Raw genomic sequence first — 21,874 nt, 5'->3', positions numbered from 1 at the left:
GAGCCGTATCGAAACCAGGTCCGAATGGGCGGGAATAGTCCTGGAAGGAGTACGGTTGTACGCACGGGCACAACCGGTCGACCTCCCGGCGAGCGGGTGTTTCCCGATCACGCGCGGGCAGAGGGCTCCGCGGCGAGATCGGACCACGTCACACCGGGACCACACCACTACAGGAGCATCAATGACCGTGCAGAACGAAACGAGCACTGCCACCGGCGTCATCCTGAGCGACGCAGCCGCCTCCAAGGCAAAGGCACTGCTCGAGCAGGAAGGTCGCGACGACCTCGCGCTGCGCATCGCCGTGCAGCCGGGTGGATGCGCTGGTCTGCGCTACCAGCTCTTCTTCGACGATCGCACCCTCGACGGCGACATCACCTCGGACTTCGGCGGCGTCACGCTGGCCGTCGACCGGATGAGTGCTCCCTACGTCCAGGGCGCCACCATCGACTTCGTGGACACCATCGAGAAGCAGGGCTTCACGATCGACAACCCGAACGCCACCGGCAGCTGCGCCTGCGGTGACTCGTTCAACTGAGTCGAACACGTCTTCCGACACCGGCCGTATCCCGATTCGGGATGCGGCCGGTGTCGTGTGTCGGGGCAGTGGGTAGCGTGGACAGCTGTCCGACCAACCAACCGAAGGGCTGAGAACGCCAGTGGCAATCGTTGTATGCGGCTCCATCGCAACCGACCATCTGATGAAGTTCCCCGGAAAATTCTCCGAGCAGCTGCTCGGCGATCACCTCGAGCACATCTCACTCAGCTTCCTCGTCGAGGACCTCGTCGTCCGACGCGGCGGCGTCGGCGGCAACATCTGCTACGCCATGGGCCAGCTCGGCGGCAACCCGGTGCTCGTCGGTGCGGTCGGCTCGGATTTCCACGACTACCGCAAGTGGCTCGAGTCCAACGGCGTCGACTGCCGAGGCGTCCGGGTCTCCGAGACCCATCACACCGCTCGCTTCATGTGCACAACCGACGAGACGATGGCGCAGCTCGCCACGTTCTACGCCGGCGCCATGAGTGAGAGCCGTGACATCTCCCTCGCCGACGTCATCGCCGAGACCGGCACGCCGGAGCTCGTGCTGATCGGCGCCGACGACCCGGCCGGCATGCTCAGCCACACCGAGGCCTGCCGGGCCGCCGGAATCCCGTTCGCCGCCGATCCCAGCCAGCAGCTGGCCCGTCTGGACGGTGAGCAGGCCCGGACCCTCATCGAGGGTGCCGACTACCTGTTCACGAACGAGTACGAGTGGGGTCTGCTGCGTCAGAAGACCGGCCTGTCCGAGGCACAGGTCGCCGAGATGGTCGGCGTGCGCGTCACCACCCTCGGCAAGGACGGCGTCGAGATCGTCGAGCGTGACGGCACCCGCATTCACGTCGGTGTGGTCCCGGAGACCGAGAAGGTCGATCCGACGGGCGTCGGCGACGGTTTCCGCGCCGGCTTCCTGTCCGCGCTGTCCAAGGGACTCGGCTTCGAGCGCGCCGCGCAGGTCGGCTCGATGGTCGCCGTGCTGGTGCTCGAGACCGTGTCCACGCAGGACTGGTCCTGGGACATCGAGTCCGCCCTCGCCCGCATCGAGGGTGCCTACGGCGCCGAGGCCGCAGCGGAGATCAAAGCCGCCTTCTGAGAAGTTCTTTCGGAACGGGTGGCGCGGGCTACGGTCTGCGCCACCCGTTTTCGTTGTGCCGGGGCGGTGATCGGTCTGACATTGCCCTCGGGATCGGCGGTGTGCCAACGTGGAGGCAGAGTCCGTTCTACTGGACTCCCGGACGAGGGGTGCTGTACCCGGTGTGCGACAAGACGGCCCACAGGAGGCTGTCATGTCGTGGTTGATCCTGGTGTTGTCCGGTGTCTTCGAGGCCGTCTGGGCCACCGCGCTCGGCAAGTCCGAGGGATTCACCAAGCTCGGACCGTCCGTTGTCTTCTTCGTGGCCCTTGCCATCAGCATGGGCGGCCTGGCCTACGCGATGCGCGATCTGCCGGTGGGTACCGCGTACGCGGTCTGGGTCGGCATCGGTGCGGTGCTGACCGTCGTCTACGCGATGTCCACCGGTGAGCAGCCGGTCTCGCTGGTCCAGGCGCTGTTCCTGGTGATGATCGTCGGCGGGGTCATCGGGCTGAAGCTGGCGCACTGACCCTGCTCCATGAGTGAGGAGTGGCACGCCTTCGGCCTCGATTCCTGAGGAGCGTCCGGAGCTTGCGGAGGACGCGTCACGAAGGGCCGGCGAGATCGGCTCACCAGGCCTTCGAGGCTCGTCGCCGGCGCTCCTCGCACCTCAGGCAGCGAAGGTTGGCGTCGCGTTCGTTCGGAGCGGGCAGCGAAGGGGGACTAGAGGCGGACCGGGTACGTGTGGTCGACGATGTCCGGCACGATCGTGCCCTCGACGAAGATGCCGTGCCAGATCATGAAGATCAGCACCGTCCACAGGCGACGGCTGTTGTCGACCACGCCTTCCCGATGCTCGTTGAGCATCGCGATGACCACGTTCTTGTCGAAGATGTGGTCCGTCTGGCTCTTGGTGATCGTGTCGTGGGCCCAGTCGTACATCTCGGTGCCGGCCAGCCAGTGGCGGATCGGAACCGGGAAGCCGAGCTTCTTGCGGTGCAGGACGTGCGCCGGGACGATCTGCTCGAGCGCCTTGCGCAGGGCGTACTTGGTGGTGCCGTGCGAGATCTTCTCGTCGTGGGGCAGGCGTTCGGCGACCGCGAACACCTCGGGGTCGAGGAACGGCACGCGCAACTCGAGGGAGTTGGCCATGGTGATCTTGTCAGCCTTGACCAGGATGTCGCCGCGCAGCCACGTGAAGAGGTCGAGGTGCTGCATGCGGGCAACCGGGTCCCAGCCCTCGCTCATCGCGTAGATCGGCGCGGTGACGTCGGTGTGGGTCCACTCGGGGCGGTAATCACGAAGTACCGCGCGGAGTCGCGCGTCGTCGAAGCTGCGGGCGTTGCCGTAGTAGCGCTCCTCGAGGGTGAGCGAACCGCGGTGCAGCAGGCTCTTGCCGCGGGTGCCCTCGGGGATGCGGTCGGAGATCTTGCCGGCTGCCCGACGCAGCGGGCGGGGGAGACGGTCGAAGGCCGCGAGCGACAGCGGCTCCTTGTAGATGGTGTAGCCGCCGAACAGCTCGTCGGCGCCCTCACCGGACAGCACGACCTTGACGTGCTTGCGGGCCTCGGCGGCGACGAAGTAGAGCGGGACCAGGGCGGGGTCGGCGACCGGGTCGTCGAGGTACCAGACGATCGACGGCAGCGCCTCGATGAATTCCGACGGTCCGACGACCTTGACGACGTGCTTCGCGCCGATCGCCTCGGCCGACTCGGCGGCGACGTCGACCTCGGAGTAGCCGTCGCGCTCGAAGCCGGTGGTGAAGGTGATCAGGTCGGGGTTGTGGCGGATCGCCAGCGCGGCGATGGCCGTGGAGTCGATACCGCCTGACAGGAAGGAGCCGACGGTCACGTCGGCGCGCATGTGCTTGGCGACCGAGTCCGCGAGGACGTCGGCGATCTCGTCGTAGCGCTTCTGGCGCGTGGCGTCGGTCACCGGCTTCACGCCGAACTGCGGCGTGAAGTAGCGGCGGATCGACAGCGGGCTGCCGGGGGAGGCGGTCGCGTGGCAACCCGACTCGAGCCGACGGATCGACGCGTGGATGGTCTCGGGTTCGGGGACGTACTGCAGCACGGTGTAGTGCTCGACGGCCCGCGGGTCCAGGTCCTTGGACAGGCCCACACGTTCGATGAGCTCGAGCAGCGACTTCTTCTCGCTGCCGAAAAGCAGTCCGCCCGGTCCCGATGCGACGAACAGCGGCTTGATGCCGAACGGGTCGCGCGCGAGGAACAGCGACCGGTTCTCGGTGTCCCAGATGGCGAAGGCGAACATGCCGCGGAGACGGCGAACGGCGTCGGGACCCCAGTGGTGGAAGGCCGCGACGATGGCCTCGCTGTCACCCTCGGTGCGGAAGATCGCACCCTCGTTCTCGGCGAGCTCGGCGCGGATCTCCAGGTAGTTGTAGATCTCGCCGTTGAAGACCAGGGCGTAGCGGTCCGGGTTCTCCGGCGGACCCCAGCGCAGCGGCTGGTGAGAGTGCTCGATGTCGATGATCGACAGGCGGTTGAAGCCGAAGACGATGTTCTCGTCGTGCCAGGTACCCGGCTCGTCGGGGCCGCGATGCCGCATGCAGTGCGAGGCCACCGCCACCGCGTCGACGACCTCGGCGGCCGTCCGGTCGGATGTCAGAAGGCCGAGCAGACCACACACGTTGGCTTCTCCCCAATCTCGTCGCGAGCACAGGTCCCGACGGGCGTCGGGTCGCGTCCGAGTATGCCTGAGCCACCAGCGGGATTCCGACCTGGAGGGCTCGGACACGACCGGATCAAACCCCAATCACGAAAGCTTCTCCCGGTTGGTCTACGCTGCGTAGTACTAGGTGCGAGACTTGCCGTGTGCCCACGGCGGGTACTTGCCCTGTGCAGGTCATGTGGCATGCACTCACTGCGGCGCAAGGGCGCCGGTGAGCGAGCAGGAAGGCGTGAAATTGGCACACGGTGGACGGCCCCGAGCGCGGCGTGTCTCATCCGCGTCGCGGACGGTGAAGCGACTGGGTTTTGTCGCGGCACTCGGACTCGGCGCGCTGCTGATGTCGGGATGTGACGCGCGTGACGCGATGCGGTTCGGTTGGCCCGAGGGCATCACGCCTCAGGCGCAGAAAATGGGCGATCTCTGGACCTGGTCCGTCATCGCCGCACTCGTCATGGGCATTCTGGTCTGGGCCCTGATCTTCTGGACGATCACGTTCCACCGCGCGAACGACGCCAAGAAGGGCGTCTTCCCGCGTCAGACGGCGTACAACGTCCCGTTGGAGCTCACCTACACGGCGATCCCGTTCGTCATCATCGCGGTGCTGTTCTACTTCACCGTGATCGTGCAGAACGACGTCGAGGGCAAGAACGACGACTCCAAGGTCGTGGTCGATGTGACCGCGTTCCAGTGGAACTGGAAGTTCGGCTACAACAAGGTCATCTTCAGCGACGGATCGACCTACGACGGCTTCGAGGCCGCGGGCAACCCGTTCGAGGTCCAGGGTCAGGTCAGCGGCGGTGCCGAGTCCGAGCACGCCGGCGGCAGCGATCATGGTGGCGAGCACGGTGAACTCCCGGGTCCCGCCGGCGGCCGTGACGACGATGTCCGCGACTACCTGAAGTTCGACAAGATCGAGACCGTCGGGTCGTCGTCCGAGGTCCCGGTTCTGGTCCTGCCGACCGGTAAGCGCATCGAGTTCAACATCGCCTCGGCCGACGTCATCCACTCGTTCTGGGTGCCGGAATTCCTGTACAAGCGCGACGTGATGCCGTTCCCGAAGGAGAACTCGACCGACCCGATCTTCCAGATCGGCTCGATCGACCGGACCGGTGCATTCGTCGGCCGCTGCGCTGAGATGTGCGGTACCTACCACTCGATGATGAACTTCGAGGTCCGCGCGGTCTCGCCGGAGGACTTCGACAGCTACATCCGGTTCCGTCAGTCGAACCCGGAGGCCACCAACGCAGAGGCGCTCGCCGCCATCTGCCAGGCGCCGGAAGCGGTCAGTACGGTTCCGTTCGACACCCGTCGTGATGGCGGCGGGAAGGTCGGAGCCACCGGCAACCCGGATGACCCGACCCTCGCCAACTGCACCAAGAAGGAGAGCTGACGATGAAGATCGAAGCACGCCTCTTCGAGATGTTGACAGCCTTCTTCGCGCTCACGGGCGTGGCGTACACGCTGTTCACGGCGTTCACCTCTAAGGGCATCGAGTGGGTCGGCGTCGTCGGTCTGTTCTTCGCCGCGGGCCTGACCCTGATCGCCGGCACGTTCTTCCGATTCGTGTCGCGTCGCGTCGAGATCCGTCCCGAGGACTACGAGGATGCCGAGATCGAGGACGGCGCAGGCGAGCTGGGCTTCTTCAGCCCGCACTCGTGGTGGCCGATCCTGATCGCCCTCGGGGCATCGACCTTCGCGGTCGGCTTCGCCACCGGCAATTTCTGGCTCGCGATCTTCGCGGCTGTGGCGATCATGGGTGCTGCCGCCGGACTCGTCTTCGAGTACCACGTCGGCCCCGAGAAGCACTGAGCGCTCGCAAGAACCAACAGAGACGACGCCCCACCTCCACGGTGGGGCGTCGTCTTTTGTTCTGCGTCAGGCGGGTCTACGGGACTCGGCGGCTCATCGGTGCACAGGCCCGTACACCTTGAGCCTGCGGTAGTCGACACGGAAGTGGGCCTCGGTGAAGCTGTCCTCGACCTCGCCGTCGTGGGACACCGCCACCGGGGCGCCCACGGCGGTGAACCGGAACTCGGGGACCTGCATCTCGTGGTAGAGCCGGGACCGCTCCAGACGGCCGGCGGCCAGTGATCCCAGGAGACGCAGGGTCGCCCAGCGGTGCCCGGTCTCCAGGATGCGCACGTCGAGCAGGCCGTCGTCGAGCCGTAGGCGCCGTGTCGGCAGGAAACCCGTGGGCTGGTAGATCGAGTTGCCGATCAGGAACAGGGAGACGTCGAGGACCCGTCCGTCGACCTCGATGCAGACGTGGGCATCCTTGCGGATCACGCGGAAGATCGCCGCGGCTGTGGCGAGCGGACGGCTGATGCGATGCCGGAGCCGCTCTCTGATGCGCACGAAGTGCGGGTACGCGCCGATGCTCGCGGTGTTGAGGATCAGCCGGGAGTCGTTGAGCCACACCGCGTCGACCCGGGACACCGAGCCGGTCGCGATGGCATCGACGGTGTCCTCGACCGTCCTACAACCGATGTCGCGTGCGAAGTGGTTGAAGGTGCCGGCTGGGAACACCGCGAGCGGCAGGTCCGCGTCGATGGCTGCGCGTGCCGCACAGGCGACGGTGCCGTCCCCACCCGCGACGCCGACGATCGATGCTCGTGCCGCGGCTTCGGTGAACACCGTTGCTACGTCGTCGTCTTCGTCGAGCTCGACGATCTCGGCCGCGGGAAGCGCCTCCCGGATGTCATCGAGGACACGACGACCGCGCCCGTCCGACGACGCCGGATTCACGACCACGACGAGACCCGCGCCGTCGGGGCGGGGCTCGGCGTCGACGACCGACGGATCGGCGAGGGAAATCGACGGGCGGCTGATCGGCGGCACGACACGTGTTCCCAGTGTCGCGACGGTCGCACCGATCCCGAGTCCGACCACGACGTCACCGGGGTAGTGGGCACCGGTCGCGACGCGGGACAGTCCGACGAGGCCGGCCAGCGCCGACAGGAGAAGACCTGCGGGCGGACTCTCCACGGCCACGCCCACCGCGAATGCTGCTGCGCTGGCGGAGTGTCCGGAGGGAAACGAACTCGACGTCGGTTGCCGGCGTCCGCGACGGGGGACGGGGATGAGCCCCGTGGACGGACGTGCACGGCGTCGAATCCGCTTGGCGCCCTGGTTGGTCACGAGACTGGTGACGGCCAGCGAGGCGACCCCTCGGGCGGCTCCCCGCTGCAGTGACGGACGGCCGGAGACCGCCAACCCGGCGGCAATCGCCATCCAGAGCTTCGAGTGGTCCGCCGCATGGGTCAACACCGGCATCGTCTTGTCCAGCAGCGGGCTCGGCGACCGGGCGATCGAGTCATAGATCTCGGCGTCGAGTGTGCCCATCCCACGGGTGATCTGGGACAGGCCGGAACCGCGATGACGTAACCGGCGCATGGTGTCCACCGTGCCATATCCGGTGGGGTAGGGGAGTGGCAGCTGGTGTGCACAAAGAAAGCGGGCCGTCGTGCACCAGATGGTGCGCGACGGCCCGCTTTCTTTGTATGGAACTACTCGCCGAGTGGGTTTCCACCCTTGGCCTGGAGCTCGCGAAGAGCCTTGCGCTCGCCGGCCTCGATCTCGTGCTCGAGTTCGGCGTTCCGCAGCTGCTCGTCCACGGGGTCGGCGGTCAGGATCGAACCCGTACCCGGGGCGCCGGCGGAGCCGAGCTTGTTCATCCGCTTCGGCAGTGCAACACCCTCGTAGGGGAGCGGGATCGGGTGACCGTGGCTGTCGACCGGGCCGAGCGGCTGGTGCAGCTCGATGTACTCACCCTGCGGCAGGCGCTTGATGATGCCGGTCTCGATGCCGTGTGCCAGGACCTCGCGGTCGCTCCGCTGCAGCGAGATCGCCCAGCGGTAGGCGATGAAGTACACCACCGGAGGCAGGATGATCAGACCGATGCGGCCGATCCACGTCGTCGCGTTCAGCGAGATGTGGAACTTCAGTGCGATGACGTCGTTCATGCAGGCGATCGTCAGCAGGATGTAGAACGACAGCGCCATGGCGCCGATCGCGGTACGCACCGGGGTGTCACGCGGACGCTGCAGCAGGTTGTGGTGAGCGTCGTCGCCGGTGAGCTTTTTCTCGATCCATGGGTAGGCGAACATCAGACCGAACATGATCGTGATGATCAGGACGACCCAGTTCGACATGACGACGGTGTAGTTGCCGAGGTAGAGCTCCCACGCCGGGAACATACGGATCAGACCGTCTGTCCACATCATGTAGATGTCCGGCTGGGAACCCGCCGACACCTGAGCCGGGTTGTACGGGCCGATGTTCCAGACCGGGTTGATCTGGAAGATGCCGGCCATGACGGCCAGGACGCCGGTGACGAAGGCGAACATCGCGCCACCCTTGGCGGCGAACACCGGCATGATCCGGACACCGACGACGTTCTTCTCGGTGCGGCCGGGGCCGGGGAACTGGGTGTGCTTCTGGTACCAGACCAGTGCCAGGTGGGCGCCGATCAGGGCCAGGATGATGCCCGGGAACAGCAGGATGTGCAGCACGTAGAGGCGCGGGATGATGATGTCGCCGGGGAAGTCCCCACCGAACAGTGCCCAGTGGATCCATGTGCCCACGACCGGGATGCCGAGGACGATGCCACTCATGGCGGCGCGGACGCCGGTGCCCGAGAGCAGGTCGTCGGGGAGCGAGTAGCCGAAGAAGCCCTCGAACATCGCCAGCACAAGCAGGAGGCAGCCGATGATCCAGTTGGCCTCACGCGGGCGACGGAACGCACCGGTGAAGAAGATGCGCGCCATGTGGATGATGATCGACGCCGCGAACAGCAGTGCTGCCCAGTGATGGATCTGGCGGACGAACAGGCCACCGCGCACCTCGAAGGAGAGGTTCAGCGTGGTCTCGTACGCCTTGGTCATCATGACGCCGTTGAGCGGCTGGTACGAGCCGTCGTAGACGACGTGCGTCATCGACGGATCGAAGAACAGCGAGAGGTAGACGCCCGAGATCAGCAGGATGATGAAGCTGTAGAGAGCGATCTCACCCAGCATGAACGACCAATGGGTGGGGAACACCTTGTTGATCTGGCGACGCATACCCGCGGCGAGGTGATACCGCGAGTCCACTTCCTCGGCTTGTGCGCCGAGACGGTCTGCGATGGTCATGACTTACGCTCCCAGAATGCCGGTCCGACGGGCTCGATGAAGTCGCCTGCCGCAACGAGGTAACCCTCATTGTTCACCGTGATCGGCAGCTGTGCGAGAGCGCGGGCGGCCGGGCCGAAGATCGGCTTGGCGTACTCGAGCGCGTCGAACTGCGACTGGTGGCAGGGACACAGGATGCGATTGCTCCGCTGTTCGTACAGCGATGCGGGGCAACCGAGGTGGCTGCAGACCTTGGTGAAGGCGAAGTAGTCACCGTAGTTGAAGCTCTCCTGACCCTGACGCTTGATGGCGCGGGCCGCGTCCTCGGGACGCAGACGGATGAGCATGACGGGGTTGCGGACCTCGTGCAGGCTCTCCATCAGCGCGTGACGGGAGTGCTCGGTCTCTCCGAACCCGTTGGAACGACGCCACGGGAACACGGTCTCCATGCCGCCGGCGTCGAGATCCTCGGGGCGGACCAGGGCGACCTGGTACGGGTTGCCCGTGTCGCGACGCAGGTAGATGGTCTCGTTCGGGTCTTCCTTCGAGTTGTAGATCGGCGACCAGCCCGAGTGCCACAGGGGAGCGTTCTCCCGCTCGGCCCACGGGTTCTTGATGAAGCCACCGAGGAAGGCGACGAGCCCGGTCAGTGCGAACGCGCCCAGACCGAAACCGGCCGAACCGATGATCATCTTGCGACGACCCAGGGTCGACGTGGTGCCGGTGTCCTGGAGGAGTCCGACGATCGTTTTCTTGTCGACCTCGGCCGAGCCGCCGTCGTGGCGGTCCTGCACGGAGATCTCGGCCGGGATGAACTTCTTGGTGATCAGGATCAGCGCGACGCCGATGGACAGCACCGAGAGACCGAACGTCGCACCGAGGAGCGGCGTGTTGAAGGTGTACCACCAGTAGTTCGGATCGTCCGGAAGGGCGAATTCCCAATGGTTGAACAGGAAGATGCCCAGGCAGGCGAGGGCAGAGATGCCGGCGATCGTGAACCAGATCGCGACCTGGCGCTCGGCGCGCTTCTCGACCTTCGTGCCCGGCACGTGGTACCGCTCGGTCCGGTGAATGATCTCGACACCGTCGAGATTGGTACCGAGTTTGACGAGCTCTTCGGTGCTCATCTGATCCAGTTCGTCCCGCGACGGGACGTCCTTGTCACTGCCGCTCATGCTCGAGATCCCATCCACATGGCGCCTGCGACGATGGCGATGACGCCGACGAACCACATCACCATGCCCTCGCTGACCGGTCCGAAGCCGCCGATGCCGAGGCCACCCTGGGGCTTTGATTCGGTCGCGTACTTGACGTAGGCGATGATGTCTTTCTTTTCTTCCGGATCCAGCTGGCGGTTCGAGAACTTGGGCATGTTCTGCGGACCGGTCAGCATCGCGGTGTAGATCTGTGCCTCGCTGACGCCGTCCAGGTTGGGAGCGAACTTGCCCGAGGACAGAGCGCCGCCACGACCGGTGAAGTTGTGGCAGGACGCGCAGTTGAGACGGAACAGCTCACTGCCACGACCGATGCTGTCGCCGCGGAGCGAACCCTGGGCGACCGCGCCGTTGGCGTCGCGCGGGACCTGCGGTCCGCCGCCCTCGGCCTGGATGAAGGCGCCGAGCTGATCGATCTGTTCGGTGGTGAACTTGGCCGGCTTGCGCTGCGCCTGTGCCTCACCACGTGCGGCCGGCATACGACCGGTCGACACCTGGAAGTACACGGCGGCATCGCCGACGCCGAGCAGTGCGGGACCACGATCGGGCACACCCTGCAGGTTCGCGCCGTGACAGGTGATGCACGAGGTCTCGTAGAGCTTGCGACCGTCGTTGATCATCGCGGCGTTGCTCTCGTCCGCCACCGCGACCTGGGGGTCCGGGGTCAGAACCGAGGCGAGCACACCGGCCATGACCAGACCGGCCAGGAGCACGATGGTGCCGCTTGCGCGTCGACGGAGCTTGCGTCGGGCCTTGGCGCGGCGGGCGTCGGTGCCGCTATCCGACGGTCGCGGTGGAGATGAACTCATCTGTGACTCTCTACTAAGCGGGACGGACTGTTTGTTAGAGCGACTTGCGCTGTGCGTTCGACAGGCGAGGTGCGCTCTGCGGGGCTGGCCGCGCAGAGCGCGGGGTCGCCGGCGTCATCGGATGAAGTAGATCGTGACGAACAGTCCGATCCAGACGATGTCGACGAAGTGCCAGTAGTAGGAGACAACGATTGCGGCGGTTGCCTGCGCCGGGGTGAACTTCGAGAGCTTGGTACGGATCAGCAGGTAGACGAATGCGATCAGACCGCCGATGACGTGCAGGCCATGGAAGCCGGTCGTCATGTAGAAGACGGAGCCGTATGCACTCGACGCCAGCGTCGTGCCGTGCTCGACCAGGTGGTAGTACTCGTACGCCTGGCCGCACACGAAGAACGTGCCCATGGCCAGCGTGATGACGTACCAGCGGCGGAGGCCGAAGACGTCACCTCGCTCGGCGGCGAACACGCCCATCTGGCAGGTCACCGAGGACAGAATCAGGACGGTCGTCACCGGTATGGCGAGACCTAGATTCAGCTCGGTTGGCTCCATGGGCCAGCCGACAGCGGAGTTGGCCCGGGCGACGAAGTACATCGCGAAGAGGCCAGCGAAGAACATGAGCTCACTGGACAGCCAGACGATCGTGCCGACGCTGACCATGTTGGGACGGTTCAGCGAATGGACGCGCGAGGTGATGGCTGTTCCTGAGGTACCTACGGCGCTTGTCACAAGTGAAGTATGACGGTTCGTAGTAAGCGGTGGCCACCCGGGTCGGATATTGGGGGCAGGTTTTTGTCCCGCTGCAGGTCGGGGCCCTGTGGTGTCGACTCCGGCGTGTCCGCAGACCCTGTTCGGCGGCTCTGTTCGCGACCTTCTCGCAGTGACTACGGTGAGTTCATGTCGAGTTCGGATTCCTCGGGTTCCCGCGACCTCAACGGGCGGGTCGTCGCCCGGGGTCGCCTGGCGCGCCTGCGATCACGGTTGCGGGGCGGTGGTGGCGCCGGTCCGCTGGGCCTCACCGACGAGGTGGTGGTGGTCGCCGGTTCCGACGACGACGCGATCGCCTCGTCGACGGCCCTGGAGGCGTCGTCGTGGCGGGCAGAAGAAGAGGTCATCCTCCGTCACGATCTGGAGGTGCCCGCGGATCGGCTCGGCGACGCCGCAGCGGTGGCCGCGCTCGACGGTTACGAGGTGGTCGACGACGACCGTTGGGGGTCGCCGCCCCGGGCCGTCGACGACCGGCTCGAGGTACTCGTCCTGGCGCGTGTCCAGTTGCTCGACGCCATGCATCTGTCGCAGGAACGGTCCCGGATGGCGAGTCTGGGATCCCGTCACGACGGAATCGCCCGCCGATGGTCCGTACTGCAGCGTCCGCCGGGCGGGGCGGGGCACTAGGCTCTCTGCCTGTGAGTACCGCACAGTCTGCCTTCACCTGGCCGCAGATCCTCGGCAAGATCACCGATCGCATCGACCTGTCCGCCGAAGAGGCCGGCTGGGCGATGAATGAGATCATGACCGACAGTGCCAGCGGCGCCCAGATCGCCGCCTTCGGCGTCGGCGTGAAGATGAAGGGCGCCGCGCCCGGCGAGCTCGTCGGTCTGGCCCAGGCGATGCTCGATCACGCCACGCTCGTCGAGGTGAGCCGTCCGGCGGTCGACGTGGTGGGTACCGGCGGCGACCGGTCGCACACCGTCAACATCTCCACGATGACCTCGATCGTGATCGCGGCCGCCGGTGTCGCGGTCGTGAAGCACGGCAACCGCGCGGCGTCGTCGAAGAGCGGCGGTGCCGACGTGCTCGAGGCGCTCGGGGTGGACATCACCCTGTCGGCCGACGCGGTCGCGCAGTGTGTCGACGAACTCGGTATCGGGTTCTGCTTCGCTCCGGTGTTCCACCCGGCGTTCCGGTTCACCGGTCCGCCGCGCAAGGAGATCGGCATCCCGACCGTGTTCAACGTGCTCGGGCCACTGACCAACCCGGCACGTCCCACGGCCGGCCTCATCGGGTGCGCCTTCTCCGACCTCGCCCCGGTCCTCGCCAGCGCCTTCGCCGACCGTGGCGGTTCGGCTCTGGTGGTACGCGGCGACGACGGCCTCGACGAACTCACCACGACCACGACGTCGACGGTGTGGCAGGTCGTCGGCGGCCAGGTGTCCCAGCTCAGCGTCGATCCGGCCGATCTCGGCATCGCACGCGTCCAGTTGTCCGCGCTGCAGGGTGGCGATGCGGTCGCCAATGCTGCCATCGCCCGCGAATTGTTCTCGGGCACAACAGGTCCCGTACGCGACGCGGTGTTGCTGAATTCCGCCGGAGCGATCGTGGCGTTCGAACAGCAGGGTCCGATGACCTCGGACGAGCTGACCGAGGCACTCGGTGCCGCGAAGGATCGTGCCGCCGACGCCATCGACTCGGGGGCGGCGGCGACGCTGCTCGACCGTTGGGCGTCGCTGAGCACCCAGCTGGGGTCGGCGGCCCGCGGCTAGTTCTCTCCGATGGAGAAGCCGCCCTCGACGTCCGAGCTGGAGTAGCTGCGGAACGCGATGTGGGTGGCGGACTTGAGCACTCCGGGCAGGCGGTTGATCTGCCCGGTCACCACCGAAGCGATGTGCTCGTGGTCGCGGACGCGGATCTTCGCGATGAGGTCGACGTCGCCCGCGCAGGAGTACACCTCTTCGACGCCGGCGATGTCGGCCACGGCCTGAGCGGTCTCCGGGATCTGGTGGATGTCGGCCTGGATGAGGACGATGGCAGTGATCATGGCGCAAGCCTAGTGGCCACGAGCTCGCGGATCGGCGAGCGCTGCGCGGCCCGTGGTGTCCGGTGCACCACCGCGCGGGCGTCGGAGCGGGCATCGCGTGCGGATTGTGACCAGCCGCGCCGGCGTTCGGCGCATCCCGCCGGGAGTGCCACCGGGTCGGTGGTGGACACGATCCGGGCCCCGGGCTCGGTCATCCACCGGTAGATCAGCGCCACCTCCTCCGCCGGAGCCCCGCGCAACGGTCCCGGCTCGGGGATGACGGTCTCGGCAGCGGCCACGAGCGCGTCGACGACCGGCATGGGGGAGACGCCTCGCCGCGCGCGTCCGGCCGCCGCGAGTCGTCCGTGCCGGACGACGGCGAAATGCCAGCCGCGTTCGTCGTCGGGACGGGCGATGACGATCTCGGCGATCGCACACAGCGCGGCCAGCCGCTGACACCGCGCCAGGGCGTCGATGGTCAGGGCGAGCCGGTCGCGATGTCGTGCGGCGGTCTCGAACATCTGCGCCTCGGAGAGGTCGGCGAGCCGGGCGGTGAGGTCGTCGAGGAGATCGTCGGCCTCTCCACGCATGAGGCGTCGGGCCGCGGTCACGCGCGGCAGGTAGTCCGGAACGGTCTGGGGCTGCTCGGCGGCGGCATGACATCCGCCGGGCTGGCGGACGCCGTCGGGCGTCGGGCACCAGTGGTAGCCGGTGGCCCCGAGACGCTTCGTGCACGTGCGTAATCCGGCGGCCGCGGCGATCACGTCGGCGACCGTCGCCGCATTGTTGCGGTTGCCCACCGGGCCGATGGACTCGTCGGTGGGTGTGCGGCTCACCTTGAGGCGGGGAAAACGCTCTTCGGTGAGCGTCACCCACCATCCCTTGTGGGGCTGCGTCGACCGCCGGTTGTAGGCGGGCGCGTGCGCCGCCAGTAGCCGCAGCTCGCGGACGGCCGCCTCCAGGGCATGGGAGCACTCGACGACGTCGACGCGCTCGGCGAGCAAGACCATCTCGGTGATGCGGCGCCGGGGGTCGCTGCCGGAGAAGTAGGAACGGACGCGGCGTCGGAGGTCCACCGCGGTACCGACATAGAGAACCTCGTTCGACGGCCCGCGGAACAGATAGACACCAGGCCGCGCGGGCACGCGGTCGGCCATCTGACGCTTGGCTCGCAGACGGGGATCGGTGCGCGGCAGATACGAGGTGAGTTCTCCGACCGTCGAGATGCCCTGGTTCCCGACGCGTTCGAGCAGACGGTGGAAGACCTCGACCGTGGCGCGGGCGTCGTCCAGGGCCCGGTGGGTGGGACGGACGGAGACGTCGAAGAGTTCGGCCAGGGCGCTGAGCTTGACCGTGGGCGCCTCATCGCGTGGCAGGATGCGCCGTGCCATCGTCACGGTGCAGAGGCTCAGGCTGAAGGGCCAGTCCAGGTGGAGCCGGAGGGCGTTCTGCCGTAGGAATCCCATGTCGAAGCGCGCGTTGTGGGCGACCAGGATCGAGCCGCGGGCGAACTCGAGGAACGCCGGCAGCACGGATTCGATCCGGGGTGCGTCGGTGACCATCGCCGTCGTGATCCCGGTGAGCGTGACGATCTGCGGCGGGATGGCCCGGCCCGGATCGACGAGGGTGGCGAACTCGCCGATCACCTCGCCGCCGCGGATCTTCACCGCACCGATCTCGGTGATGCGGTCGTCCGTCGGACTGGAACCGGTCGTCTCGAGGTCGACGACGACGAGGGTGGTGTCGAACAGGGCGCGATCGCTGAACTCGCTCGAGATGGCGTCGCCGTCGGTCGCCTGGTCGGCGGCCTCGAGGTCGGCGAAGGTCAGTTGTCCCGACGTCCCCTGTCCTGTGGCTGCACCACCACCATCTCTGCGCGTCACGAGGCGAACACTAGTTCGATGCACCGACACCGCGGATGTGACACCCCGATCGGCCGTTCCGTTTTGGGTCGGGGAGTGCGGATGAGGTGTTGGTCGACGTCGCTTGTTACTGATGTGACGCATGTGTCGAACAGTGTGCGAACGAGTTTGTCGGTGGTGCCCCCTAGTCTCCACCTCGAAGTGAGAGATCGGCGCCGACGGCGCCGAATCTGCCCGCCGTGACCCGCCCGATTCGGAGTTCAAACCCCTCCGACGGCCAGATGAGATGGAGATCACACGATGCATGTTGACTGCGCGACCTGCCCGGCCCGCCCCGTCGCCTGTGACGGGTGCATGATGACAGTGCTTTTCGGCGGCCCGAACTGGGACGATGCACCTGGTGAAGGTGGAGCTTCGGTAACGGTGCAGGCCCTCGACGACGATGCGGAACTGGACCTCGCGATCGATGTTCTCCAGTCTGCTGCAATGGTCACCAGTGCCGCTGCACGATCTGCAAGAACGGCGAAAACCGCACGTCAGACGCCTTTTCGGGTCGTGTCCTCGACCGAGCTCCGCGCAGGCTGAAAATCGGTGGCGAATTGCGTGTCCGTTGCCTAGTGGACACAGCGCCGACGATTTCGTAACCTTTCTGAGACCTTTGCGGAGCGTCCCGCTTCAACAGAAGTGGTCCGCCAAAGTCACCGCTCAATCGTCCTCACGGGCGAACCGGGGAACCACTTACTTCGGGCAGCGTCGCCGCGTATGTCAGCACTGACATGACCAGGCAGGACTGTCCCGATCGGGGTGAATCGCGTCAACGCGCAACAGCGTCCTTCTGGGATCTGGCTGTGCCAAAAACGCGTAGGGCCACTCTTCCGGCCCGAACCCGACAGCTAACTCGGTCGGCGGTACAGGGAGAAACTGAAGGAGAACTCGCTTCGTGCCCAAACATCGTTTGGAACAGCCCAATCGTGGGAGCAAGGTTGCCAAGAAGGCGGTGATCGCTGGATCGATCACGCTCGGTTCGCTCGCTGCCGCGGCTGGCCCTGCTCTCGCAGCCCCGGTCGAGACCCCGCTCGGTACCTTCGAGATCCCGGCTCTGCCCGGTGAGAAGAAGGCTCCGGAAGCGGCCCCCGCGCCCAAGCCCGTCGCGAAGAAGTCGCCGGCTGCCACGGTCGAGATCCCCAACGTCGGCCAGTTCACCATCCCGGGTATCGGTCAGAACCAGATCCCGCAGCAGTTCCGTCCGCACGGTGGCGCCCCCCTCGGGCAGCCCCAGCTGACCGCCGGCCAGAAGGCCGTCAAGGCTGCGGAGAGCAAGATCGGCTCGCCGTACTCCTACGGTTCGGCCGGCCCCAACGCCTTCGACTGCTCGGGTCTCGTCTACTGGTCGTACAAGCAGGCCGGCAAGACCATCCCCCGTGACAGCTACGGCCAGCTCGGTGGCGGTCGCGCGGTCTCCTACAGCGAGGCCAAGCCCGGCGATGTGATGATCTTCAACGGTGGCGGCCATGCCGGCATCTACGTCGGAAACGGACAGTTCGTCCACTCCTCGACCTATGGCACGCCCGTGAAGCGCGACGCCGTCAAGGAATGGCAGCTCACCGGTATCCGGCGGTACTGATACCAACTGAACAAGAGCATCAGGAGAGGGCGGGTCGCGAGCTTTGTGCGATCCGCCTGATCCGGTCTCGGGGGCCATCGGGGGATGACAGGGTGGTCCGCGGGGGAGGAACGAAGCGGTAGAGGAGTGACTGAACCGTGCTTTCCGGGGAGGGACCAGTGAACGCGACGCGTCTTCGCGCTCGATCGGGCCCGGTGATGCTCGTCTTGTGTCTGCTGGCGGCGATGGTGACGGTCGTCCCGCTGACGACCGGCGGTGTCGGACAGGCTCAGGCCGCGCCCGCGCGATCGGCCGATCAGCTTCTCGATCGCTACAAGCAGCTCGGCACCGAGGCCGAGAAGACCACTGAGGCGATGCACAACGCCAAGATCGAGTACGACAAGCAGCGCTCGATCGTCACCCAGGCGAAGCGGGCCGCCGCCGACGCCCAGCGCAAGCTCGACATCAGCCGTGAGCAGCTCGCCTCCTACCAGGCCAGGGTCGACTCCATCGTGCGCGCCAGCTACCAGGGCGCCCGTGTCAGCGGGCTCTACGCCGTGATGGTCAGCGACTCGCCGCAGGCGCTGCTCGACCAGATGTCGGGACTCGACATGATCTCGCGGCAGGCCGCTTCCGACCTGACCGCCATCAAGAAGGTCCGCGCGCGTACCGCGGCCGCCAAGAAGGACGCCGACCAGACCGCGCTCGCGGCGTCGGAGGCCGTCTCGCGCGCCGAACGGGTGCGTGGAGACCTCCAGACCAAGCAGGCCGACCTGCAGATGCAGGCGATCCAGATCCGCGCGATCTACCAGTCGATGACCGGCAAGCAACTCGCCGCCCTGCGCGGCCCGAAGTTCGACTTCGACCCGCGGATCGTCCCCAAGGGCACCGCCGCCGCGCTCGTCGCCGTGCAGGCAGCCCTCACGCGCATCGGTGATCCGTATGTGTGGGGTGCGACCGGTCCGAGCTCGTTCGACTGCTCGGGTCTGATGGTGTGGGCCTACAAGCAGGCCGGCAAGACCATCCCGCGGTCGAGTGAGGCGCAGATGGCCGGCGGTCAGCCGGTGTCCCGCGAGGACCTCAAGCCGGGCGACCTGGTCATCTACTACCCGGACGCCCACCACGTCGGGATGTACGTCGGTGACGGATACGTCATCCACGCCTCGACCTTCGGTGTCCCGGTCAAGGTCGTCCCGCTCGACGAGGCCGGTCCGTTCAACTCCGGCCGTCGGTTCTAGACTCCTCTGGTGGTTTCACTCCGCGGGCGTTGGCGCCCGACGCTCGCGTCCGCGGTGGTGCTGCTCGTCGGTGTGACCACCGGATGCGGCGGCCAGGCGCCGTCCACGGCCGACGGGTCGACCTCCGGTGGCACCTCCACGACGACCTCGACGCCGGCCAACCCTTACGAGCAACAGCGCGCCGAGGGTGTGACGCGTCTGCTCGACGACCTGACCGGGACGATCACGTCGGGGGATGTGCCGAAGATCGGGTCGTTGCTCGACGATGCGGCGACCCCGGCCTTCAGAAGCCGCTGGGTCACCGCGGCCGAGAACTTCCGTCCCCGGCAGTCTGCGCGCGGCGACTCCGACGGCCGGCTGCAGTTCAAGAGCTTCCGCTACCAGCTGGCTCCCACCGAGGAGGCCGAGACGCTGGTACCCGCCGATGTGCAGGGTCGCCTTGACGCGAACGGCAGTTCGGATGCCTGGGTGGCACCGGTGGAGCTGCGGTACGCCCTCGGTGGTGAACGCGCACCCGGTGTCGACGAACCCGAGGTCGTCGTGACGACCCAATTCGTGGTCGCCCGCTACGGCGACGCGTGGAAGCTCGTCGGCGACACCGCGGCACTCGGCGCGGAGCCGACCCCCACCCAGCTGTGGGAATTGCCCGGACTGTCCGTCTCCGACGTCGCCACCGCAGGTGGGTCGTCGGTGATCACCCGCTACCTCCGCACCAGCGCGGCGGCGGCGAACCTGCCCGAGCTGCTGCCCGACGCCGTCGACGCGGTGACCGCCTTCTGGGGGGATTCGTGGGACCGGCGCGCCGTGCTGGTGACCACCTCCGACCAGGACGAGTTCTCCGATCTCGTCACCCAGGACGGCGGCGCGATCGGCGCGGCGGCCGCGGCGACTGTCTACAGCCGGGTGGACTTCCCCCGTCGTACCGCCATCGGCCAGCGTGTGGTCTTCACCCCGGCCGCCGACGACCTGGCCCCGCCGACCCTCGACGTCGTGCTGCGCCACGAGCTCACCCACGTCGCAGCCCGTGCGCAAACGGCTCTCGACGCCCCGCTCTGGATCACCGAAGGGGTGGCCGAGTACGTCGGCCGCAAGGGGACGTACCGGCGTCTCGCCGACGCCGCGCCCGATCTGACCGAGGTGGTCCGGGCGGGGAACACGCCGACCGCGCTGCCCGACGATGCGGCCTTCGCGATGGACGGGCAGACCTCGCAGCTCGCCTACCAGAGCGCATGGTCGATGGCCGCCTACATCGCCGACCGTTACGACGAGGCGCGTCTGAAGAGGTTCTATCTCGGGGTCGCGGCGACCGCCGATCCGACTCGTCAGGACGCCGCCATCCGGGCCGCGCTCGGTGTCAGCCGCGACGAGCTCATCACCGGATGGGGTCGATGGCTCGACGGGCAGGTCGGCTGATGGCGCGAACCCTGTTGATCACCAACGACTTTCCGCCCCGACCGGGCGGGATCCAGTCCTACCTGCAGAACCTGGTCGACCTGCTCCCGCCGGAGGACATCGTCGTCTACGCGCCGCGGTGGCGCGGCCGATCGCACCTCGACTTCGACGCCGAGGCGCCCTACCGGGTGTACCGCCATCGCACGACGCTGATGTTGCCGACCCCGTTCGTCGCCCGGCGTGCAGCGGAGATCGTTCGGCGCGAGCAGATCTCGACGGTCTGGTTCGGGGCGGCCGCGCCGCTGGCCGTCCTCGCGCCCGCGATGCGGCGCGCTGGTGCACAGCGCATCCTCGCGAGCACCCACGGTCACGAAGTCGGCTGGTCGATGCTCCCCGTTGCGCGTCAGGTCCTGGGCCACATCGGTCGCCACACCGACGTGATCACCTTCGTCAGCCGGTACACCCGAGGTCGATTCGCGTCGGCCTTCGGTGCGTACGCAGCACTCGAATACCTGCCGCCCGGCGTCGACGTCGCCCGCTTCTCACCCGATCCTGTTCTGCGGCAGAAGTTCCGGGACCGCCACGAACTGGGGGACCGGCCGACGATCCTGTGTCTGTCGCGCCTCGTGCCGCGCAAGGGACAGGACGTGCTGATCCGGGCGCTGCCGCTCATCCGTCGAACGATGCCCGACGCCGTCCTGGTGATCGTCGGTGGAGGGCCGTACGCGGAGAAGCTGCATGCACTGGCGACGCGGACCGGTGTCGAGGACCAGGTGATCTTCACGGGATCGGTTCCGGCCGAAGAACTCTCGGCGTACCACAACATCGCCGACGTCTTCGCGATGCCGTCCCGCACACGCGGGGGAGGGCTCGACGTCGAAGGGCTCGGGATCGTCTACCTCGAGGCGTCGGCCACGGGTGTGCCGGTGGTCGCGGGTCTGTCCGGCGGAGCACCGGAGACGGTCGTCGAAGGGGTCACCGGCACGACCGTGGACGGCACCGATGTCGACGCCGTCGCCCTGGCGATCCTGTCGATCCTGGGCGACCGGGCCGCTGCGGCTGAGATGGGCGCTGCCGGACGACGTTTCGTCGTCGACAACTGGCAGTGGAGTCAGATGGCCGCCCGGTTGCGGCAGTTGCTCTGAGCTGCTGGCTCTCCGGGGCTGAAATGCGCCCCCGAAATCCACCCCTGAAATGCGCCCCTGCTTTCCGCCCAGCGCAGAAATGCGCCCCTGAAAAGCGCCCTCCACAGCGCCGCCGGCGACATATCGCTCGGCGGATTCAACCGGTGGCTGCAACAGCGGGATCGGTTGGTTCTGAGCGTAGTAGTTCGTCGAGCTTGTAGGCGGGGCTGCGGAAGCCGTGTCGTTTGCGGGGTCGGCCGTTGAGTTCGGCGGCCACGTTAGCCAGGATGCCGGGCCCGTGGAATGACAGGTCGGTTCCTTTGGGGAAGTACTGGCGCAGCAGGCCGTTGGTGTTCTCGTTGCTGCCGCGCTGCCAGGGGCTGTGCGGGTCGGCGAAGTAGATCGGCAGCCCGGTGGCTGCGGTGATCGCGGTGTGTAACGCCATCTCCGTACCTTGATCCCAGGTCAACGACCGCTGCAGGATCTCGGGGA

Annotated in this window: 20 protein-coding genes and 2 riboswitches; of the genes, 11 read left to right on the top strand and 9 right to left on the bottom strand. The window is 67.1% G+C overall.

Going from position 1 to position 21,874, the window contains the following annotated elements; genetic code table 11:
* Positions 1–181: 181 nt before the first annotated feature.
* From GONAM_RS16185 to GONAM_RS16175, 3 genes are all read left to right on the top strand, one after another.
* On the top strand, positions 182–535 hold the full coding sequence (locus tag GONAM_RS16185; RefSeq protein WP_005200132.1) for a HesB/IscA family protein: 354 nt from the start codon (positions 182–184) through the stop codon (positions 533–535).
* Positions 536–656: 121 nt separating this feature from the next.
* On the top strand, positions 657–1,628 hold the full coding sequence (locus GONAM_RS16180) for a carbohydrate kinase family protein (protein WP_217997549.1): 972 nt from the start codon (positions 657–659) through the stop codon (positions 1,626–1,628).
* 115 nt (positions 1,629–1,743) lie between these two features.
* Positions 1,744–1,811: riboswitch (guanidine-III (ykkC-III) riboswitch) on the top strand.
* 10 nt (positions 1,812–1,821) lie between these two features.
* The gene (locus GONAM_RS16175) at positions 1,822–2,136 is read left to right on the top strand and encodes a DMT family transporter (RefSeq protein ID WP_006867836.1); all 315 of its coding nucleotides are present in this window, start codon (positions 1,822–1,824) and stop codon (positions 2,134–2,136) included.
* Positions 2,137–2,330: 194 nt separating this feature from the next.
* On the opposite strand, the gene asnB is transcribed toward GONAM_RS16175, so the two are convergent.
* Complete coding sequence (gene asnB, locus GONAM_RS16170; protein WP_006867835.1) at positions 2,331–4,256, bottom strand: asparagine synthase (glutamine-hydrolyzing); 1,926 nt, start codon at positions 4,254–4,256, stop codon at positions 2,331–2,333.
* Between the two features lie 331 nt (positions 4,257–4,587).
* On the opposite strand from asnB, the gene ctaC reads away from it, so the two are divergent.
* Complete coding sequence (gene ctaC, locus GONAM_RS16165) at positions 4,588–5,688, top strand: aa3-type cytochrome oxidase subunit II (RefSeq protein WP_006867834.1); 1,101 nt, start codon at positions 4,588–4,590, stop codon at positions 5,686–5,688.
* Between the two features lie 2 nt (positions 5,689–5,690).
* Positions 5,691–6,107, top strand: a complete 417-nt coding sequence (locus GONAM_RS16160) for a cytochrome c oxidase subunit 4 (RefSeq protein WP_006867833.1) — start codon at positions 5,691–5,693, stop codon at positions 6,105–6,107.
* A 93-nt stretch (positions 6,108–6,200) separates the two neighbouring features.
* Here GONAM_RS16160 and GONAM_RS16155 read toward each other — a convergent pair whose 3' ends face one another.
* From GONAM_RS16155 to ctaE, 5 genes are all read right to left on the bottom strand, one after another.
* A complete protein-coding gene (locus tag GONAM_RS16155; RefSeq protein WP_083876439.1) occupies positions 6,201–7,691 on the bottom strand; it encodes a bifunctional phosphatase PAP2/diacylglycerol kinase family protein in 1,491 nt (496 codons plus the stop codon).
* Positions 7,692–7,804: 113 nt separating this feature from the next.
* Positions 7,805–9,427: a cytochrome bc1 complex cytochrome b subunit gene (gene qcrB / locus GONAM_RS16150; RefSeq protein WP_006867831.1), complete on the bottom strand. Its 1,623-nt coding sequence runs from the start codon at positions 9,425–9,427 to the stop codon at positions 7,805–7,807.
* Positions 9,424–10,581 carry a cytochrome bc1 complex Rieske iron-sulfur subunit gene (gene qcrA / locus GONAM_RS16145; RefSeq protein ID WP_006867830.1) on the bottom strand — a complete coding sequence of 386 codons (1,158 nt, stop codon included), beginning with the start codon at positions 10,579–10,581 and terminating at the stop codon, positions 9,424–9,426. Before qcrA ends, qcrB begins: the two co-directional genes overlap by 4 nt.
* On the bottom strand, positions 10,578–11,429 hold the full coding sequence (qcrC, locus tag GONAM_RS16140) for a cytochrome bc1 complex diheme cytochrome c subunit (RefSeq protein WP_006867829.1): 852 nt from the start codon (positions 11,427–11,429) through the stop codon (positions 10,578–10,580). The genes qcrA and qcrC overlap by 4 nt, the downstream gene beginning before the upstream one ends.
* Positions 11,430–11,543: 114 nt before the next feature.
* Positions 11,544–12,155, bottom strand: a complete 612-nt coding sequence (gene ctaE, locus GONAM_RS16135; RefSeq protein WP_083876438.1) for an aa3-type cytochrome oxidase subunit III — start codon at positions 12,153–12,155, stop codon at positions 11,544–11,546.
* Between the two features lie 168 nt (positions 12,156–12,323).
* Between ctaE and GONAM_RS16130 the strand changes: the two genes are divergently transcribed.
* Positions 12,324–12,821, top strand: a complete 498-nt coding sequence (locus GONAM_RS16130) for a hypothetical protein (protein WP_006867827.1) — start codon at positions 12,324–12,326, stop codon at positions 12,819–12,821.
* 11 nt (positions 12,822–12,832) lie between these two features.
* Positions 12,833–13,909: an anthranilate phosphoribosyltransferase gene (gene trpD / locus GONAM_RS16125; protein ID WP_040536737.1), complete on the top strand. Its 1,077-nt coding sequence runs from the start codon at positions 12,833–12,835 to the stop codon at positions 13,907–13,909.
* Here trpD and GONAM_RS16120 read toward each other — a convergent pair.
* Together GONAM_RS16120 and GONAM_RS16115 are read right to left on the bottom strand one after the other, a co-directional pair.
* A complete protein-coding gene (locus GONAM_RS16120; protein ID WP_005200119.1) occupies positions 13,906–14,184 on the bottom strand; it encodes an Lrp/AsnC family transcriptional regulator in 279 nt (92 codons plus the stop codon). The genes trpD and GONAM_RS16120 overlap by 4 nt on opposite strands.
* Positions 14,181–16,046, bottom strand: coding sequence for a DEDD exonuclease domain-containing protein (locus GONAM_RS16115; RefSeq protein ID WP_006867825.1), 1,866 nt, complete (start codon positions 16,044–16,046; stop codon positions 14,181–14,183). Before GONAM_RS16115 ends, GONAM_RS16120 begins: the two co-directional genes overlap by 4 nt.
* A gap of 671 nt (positions 16,047–16,717) precedes the next feature.
* Positions 16,718–16,948: riboswitch (cyclic di-AMP (ydaO/yuaA leader) on the top strand.
* A gap of 17 nt (positions 16,949–16,965) precedes the next feature.
* Between GONAM_RS16115 and GONAM_RS16110 the strand changes: the two genes are divergently transcribed.
* The 4 genes from GONAM_RS16110 to GONAM_RS16095 all read left to right on the top strand — a co-directional run bounded on the left by GONAM_RS16110 (position 16,966) and on the right by GONAM_RS16095 (position 21,403).
* Positions 16,966–17,649, top strand: a complete 684-nt coding sequence (locus GONAM_RS16110) for a C40 family peptidase (RefSeq protein WP_006867824.1) — start codon at positions 16,966–16,968, stop codon at positions 17,647–17,649.
* A 197-nt stretch (positions 17,650–17,846) separates the two neighbouring features.
* Entirely contained in the window at positions 17,847–18,866 is a 1,020-nt protein-coding gene (locus GONAM_RS16105; RefSeq protein ID WP_006867823.1) for a C40 family peptidase, read from the top strand.
* A 9-nt stretch (positions 18,867–18,875) separates the two neighbouring features.
* Positions 18,876–20,279 (top strand): gluzincin family metallopeptidase, encoded by a 1,404-nt coding sequence (locus GONAM_RS16100; protein WP_006867822.1) that lies wholly within the window; start codon positions 18,876–18,878, stop codon positions 20,277–20,279.
* On the top strand, positions 20,279–21,403 hold the full coding sequence (locus GONAM_RS16095; RefSeq protein WP_006867821.1) for a glycosyltransferase family 4 protein: 1,125 nt from the start codon (positions 20,279–20,281) through the stop codon (positions 21,401–21,403). The genes GONAM_RS16100 and GONAM_RS16095 overlap by 1 nt, the downstream gene beginning before the upstream one ends.
* Positions 21,404–21,539: 136 nt before the next feature.
* On the opposite strand, the gene GONAM_RS16090 is transcribed toward GONAM_RS16095, so the two are convergent.
* On the bottom strand, positions 21,540–21,874 hold a 335-nt coding region (locus GONAM_RS16090; protein ID WP_006865789.1), incomplete at its 5' end, for an IS30 family transposase.

Origin of the sequence: Gordonia namibiensis NBRC 108229 (assembly GCF_000298235.1) — a bacterium.
GTDB classification, from domain to species: Bacteria; Actinomycetota; Actinomycetes; order Mycobacteriales; family Mycobacteriaceae; genus Gordonia; species Gordonia namibiensis.
Note: the sequence above shows the minus strand (reverse complement) of the source record. Positions and strands in the feature narration are given on the sequence as shown.

Coding starts and splice junctions, on each gene's coding strand:
- GONAM_RS16160 (WP_006867833.1), top strand. CDS start 5,691: ATGAAGATCGAAGCACGCCTCTTCGAGATGTTGACAGCCTTCTTCGCG.
- GONAM_RS16130 (WP_006867827.1), top strand. CDS start 12,324: ATGTCGAGTTCGGATTCCTCGGGTTCCCGCGACCTCAACGGGCGGGTC.
- qcrA (WP_006867830.1), bottom strand. CDS start 10,581: ATGAGCGGCAGTGACAAGGACGTCCCGTCGCGGGACGAACTGGATCAG.
- GONAM_RS16185 (WP_005200132.1), top strand. CDS start 182: ATGACCGTGCAGAACGAAACGAGCACTGCCACCGGCGTCATCCTGAGC.
- qcrB (WP_006867831.1), bottom strand. CDS start 9,427: ATGACCATCGCAGACCGTCTCGGCGCACAAGCCGAGGAAGTGGACTCG.
- GONAM_RS16095 (WP_006867821.1), top strand. CDS start 20,279: ATGGCGCGAACCCTGTTGATCACCAACGACTTTCCGCCCCGACCGGGC.
- GONAM_RS16155 (WP_083876439.1), bottom strand. CDS start 7,691: ATGCGCCGGTTACGTCATCGCGGTTCCGGCCTGTCCCAGATCACCCGT.
- GONAM_RS16120 (WP_005200119.1), bottom strand. CDS start 14,184: ATGATCACTGCCATCGTCCTCATCCAGGCCGACATCCACCAGATCCCG.
- GONAM_RS16105 (WP_006867823.1), top strand. CDS start 17,847: ATGCTCGTCTTGTGTCTGCTGGCGGCGATGGTGACGGTCGTCCCGCTG.
- qcrC (WP_006867829.1), bottom strand. CDS start 11,429: ATGAGTTCATCTCCACCGCGACCGTCGGATAGCGGCACCGACGCCCGC.
- GONAM_RS16175 (WP_006867836.1), top strand. CDS start 1,822: ATGTCGTGGTTGATCCTGGTGTTGTCCGGTGTCTTCGAGGCCGTCTGG.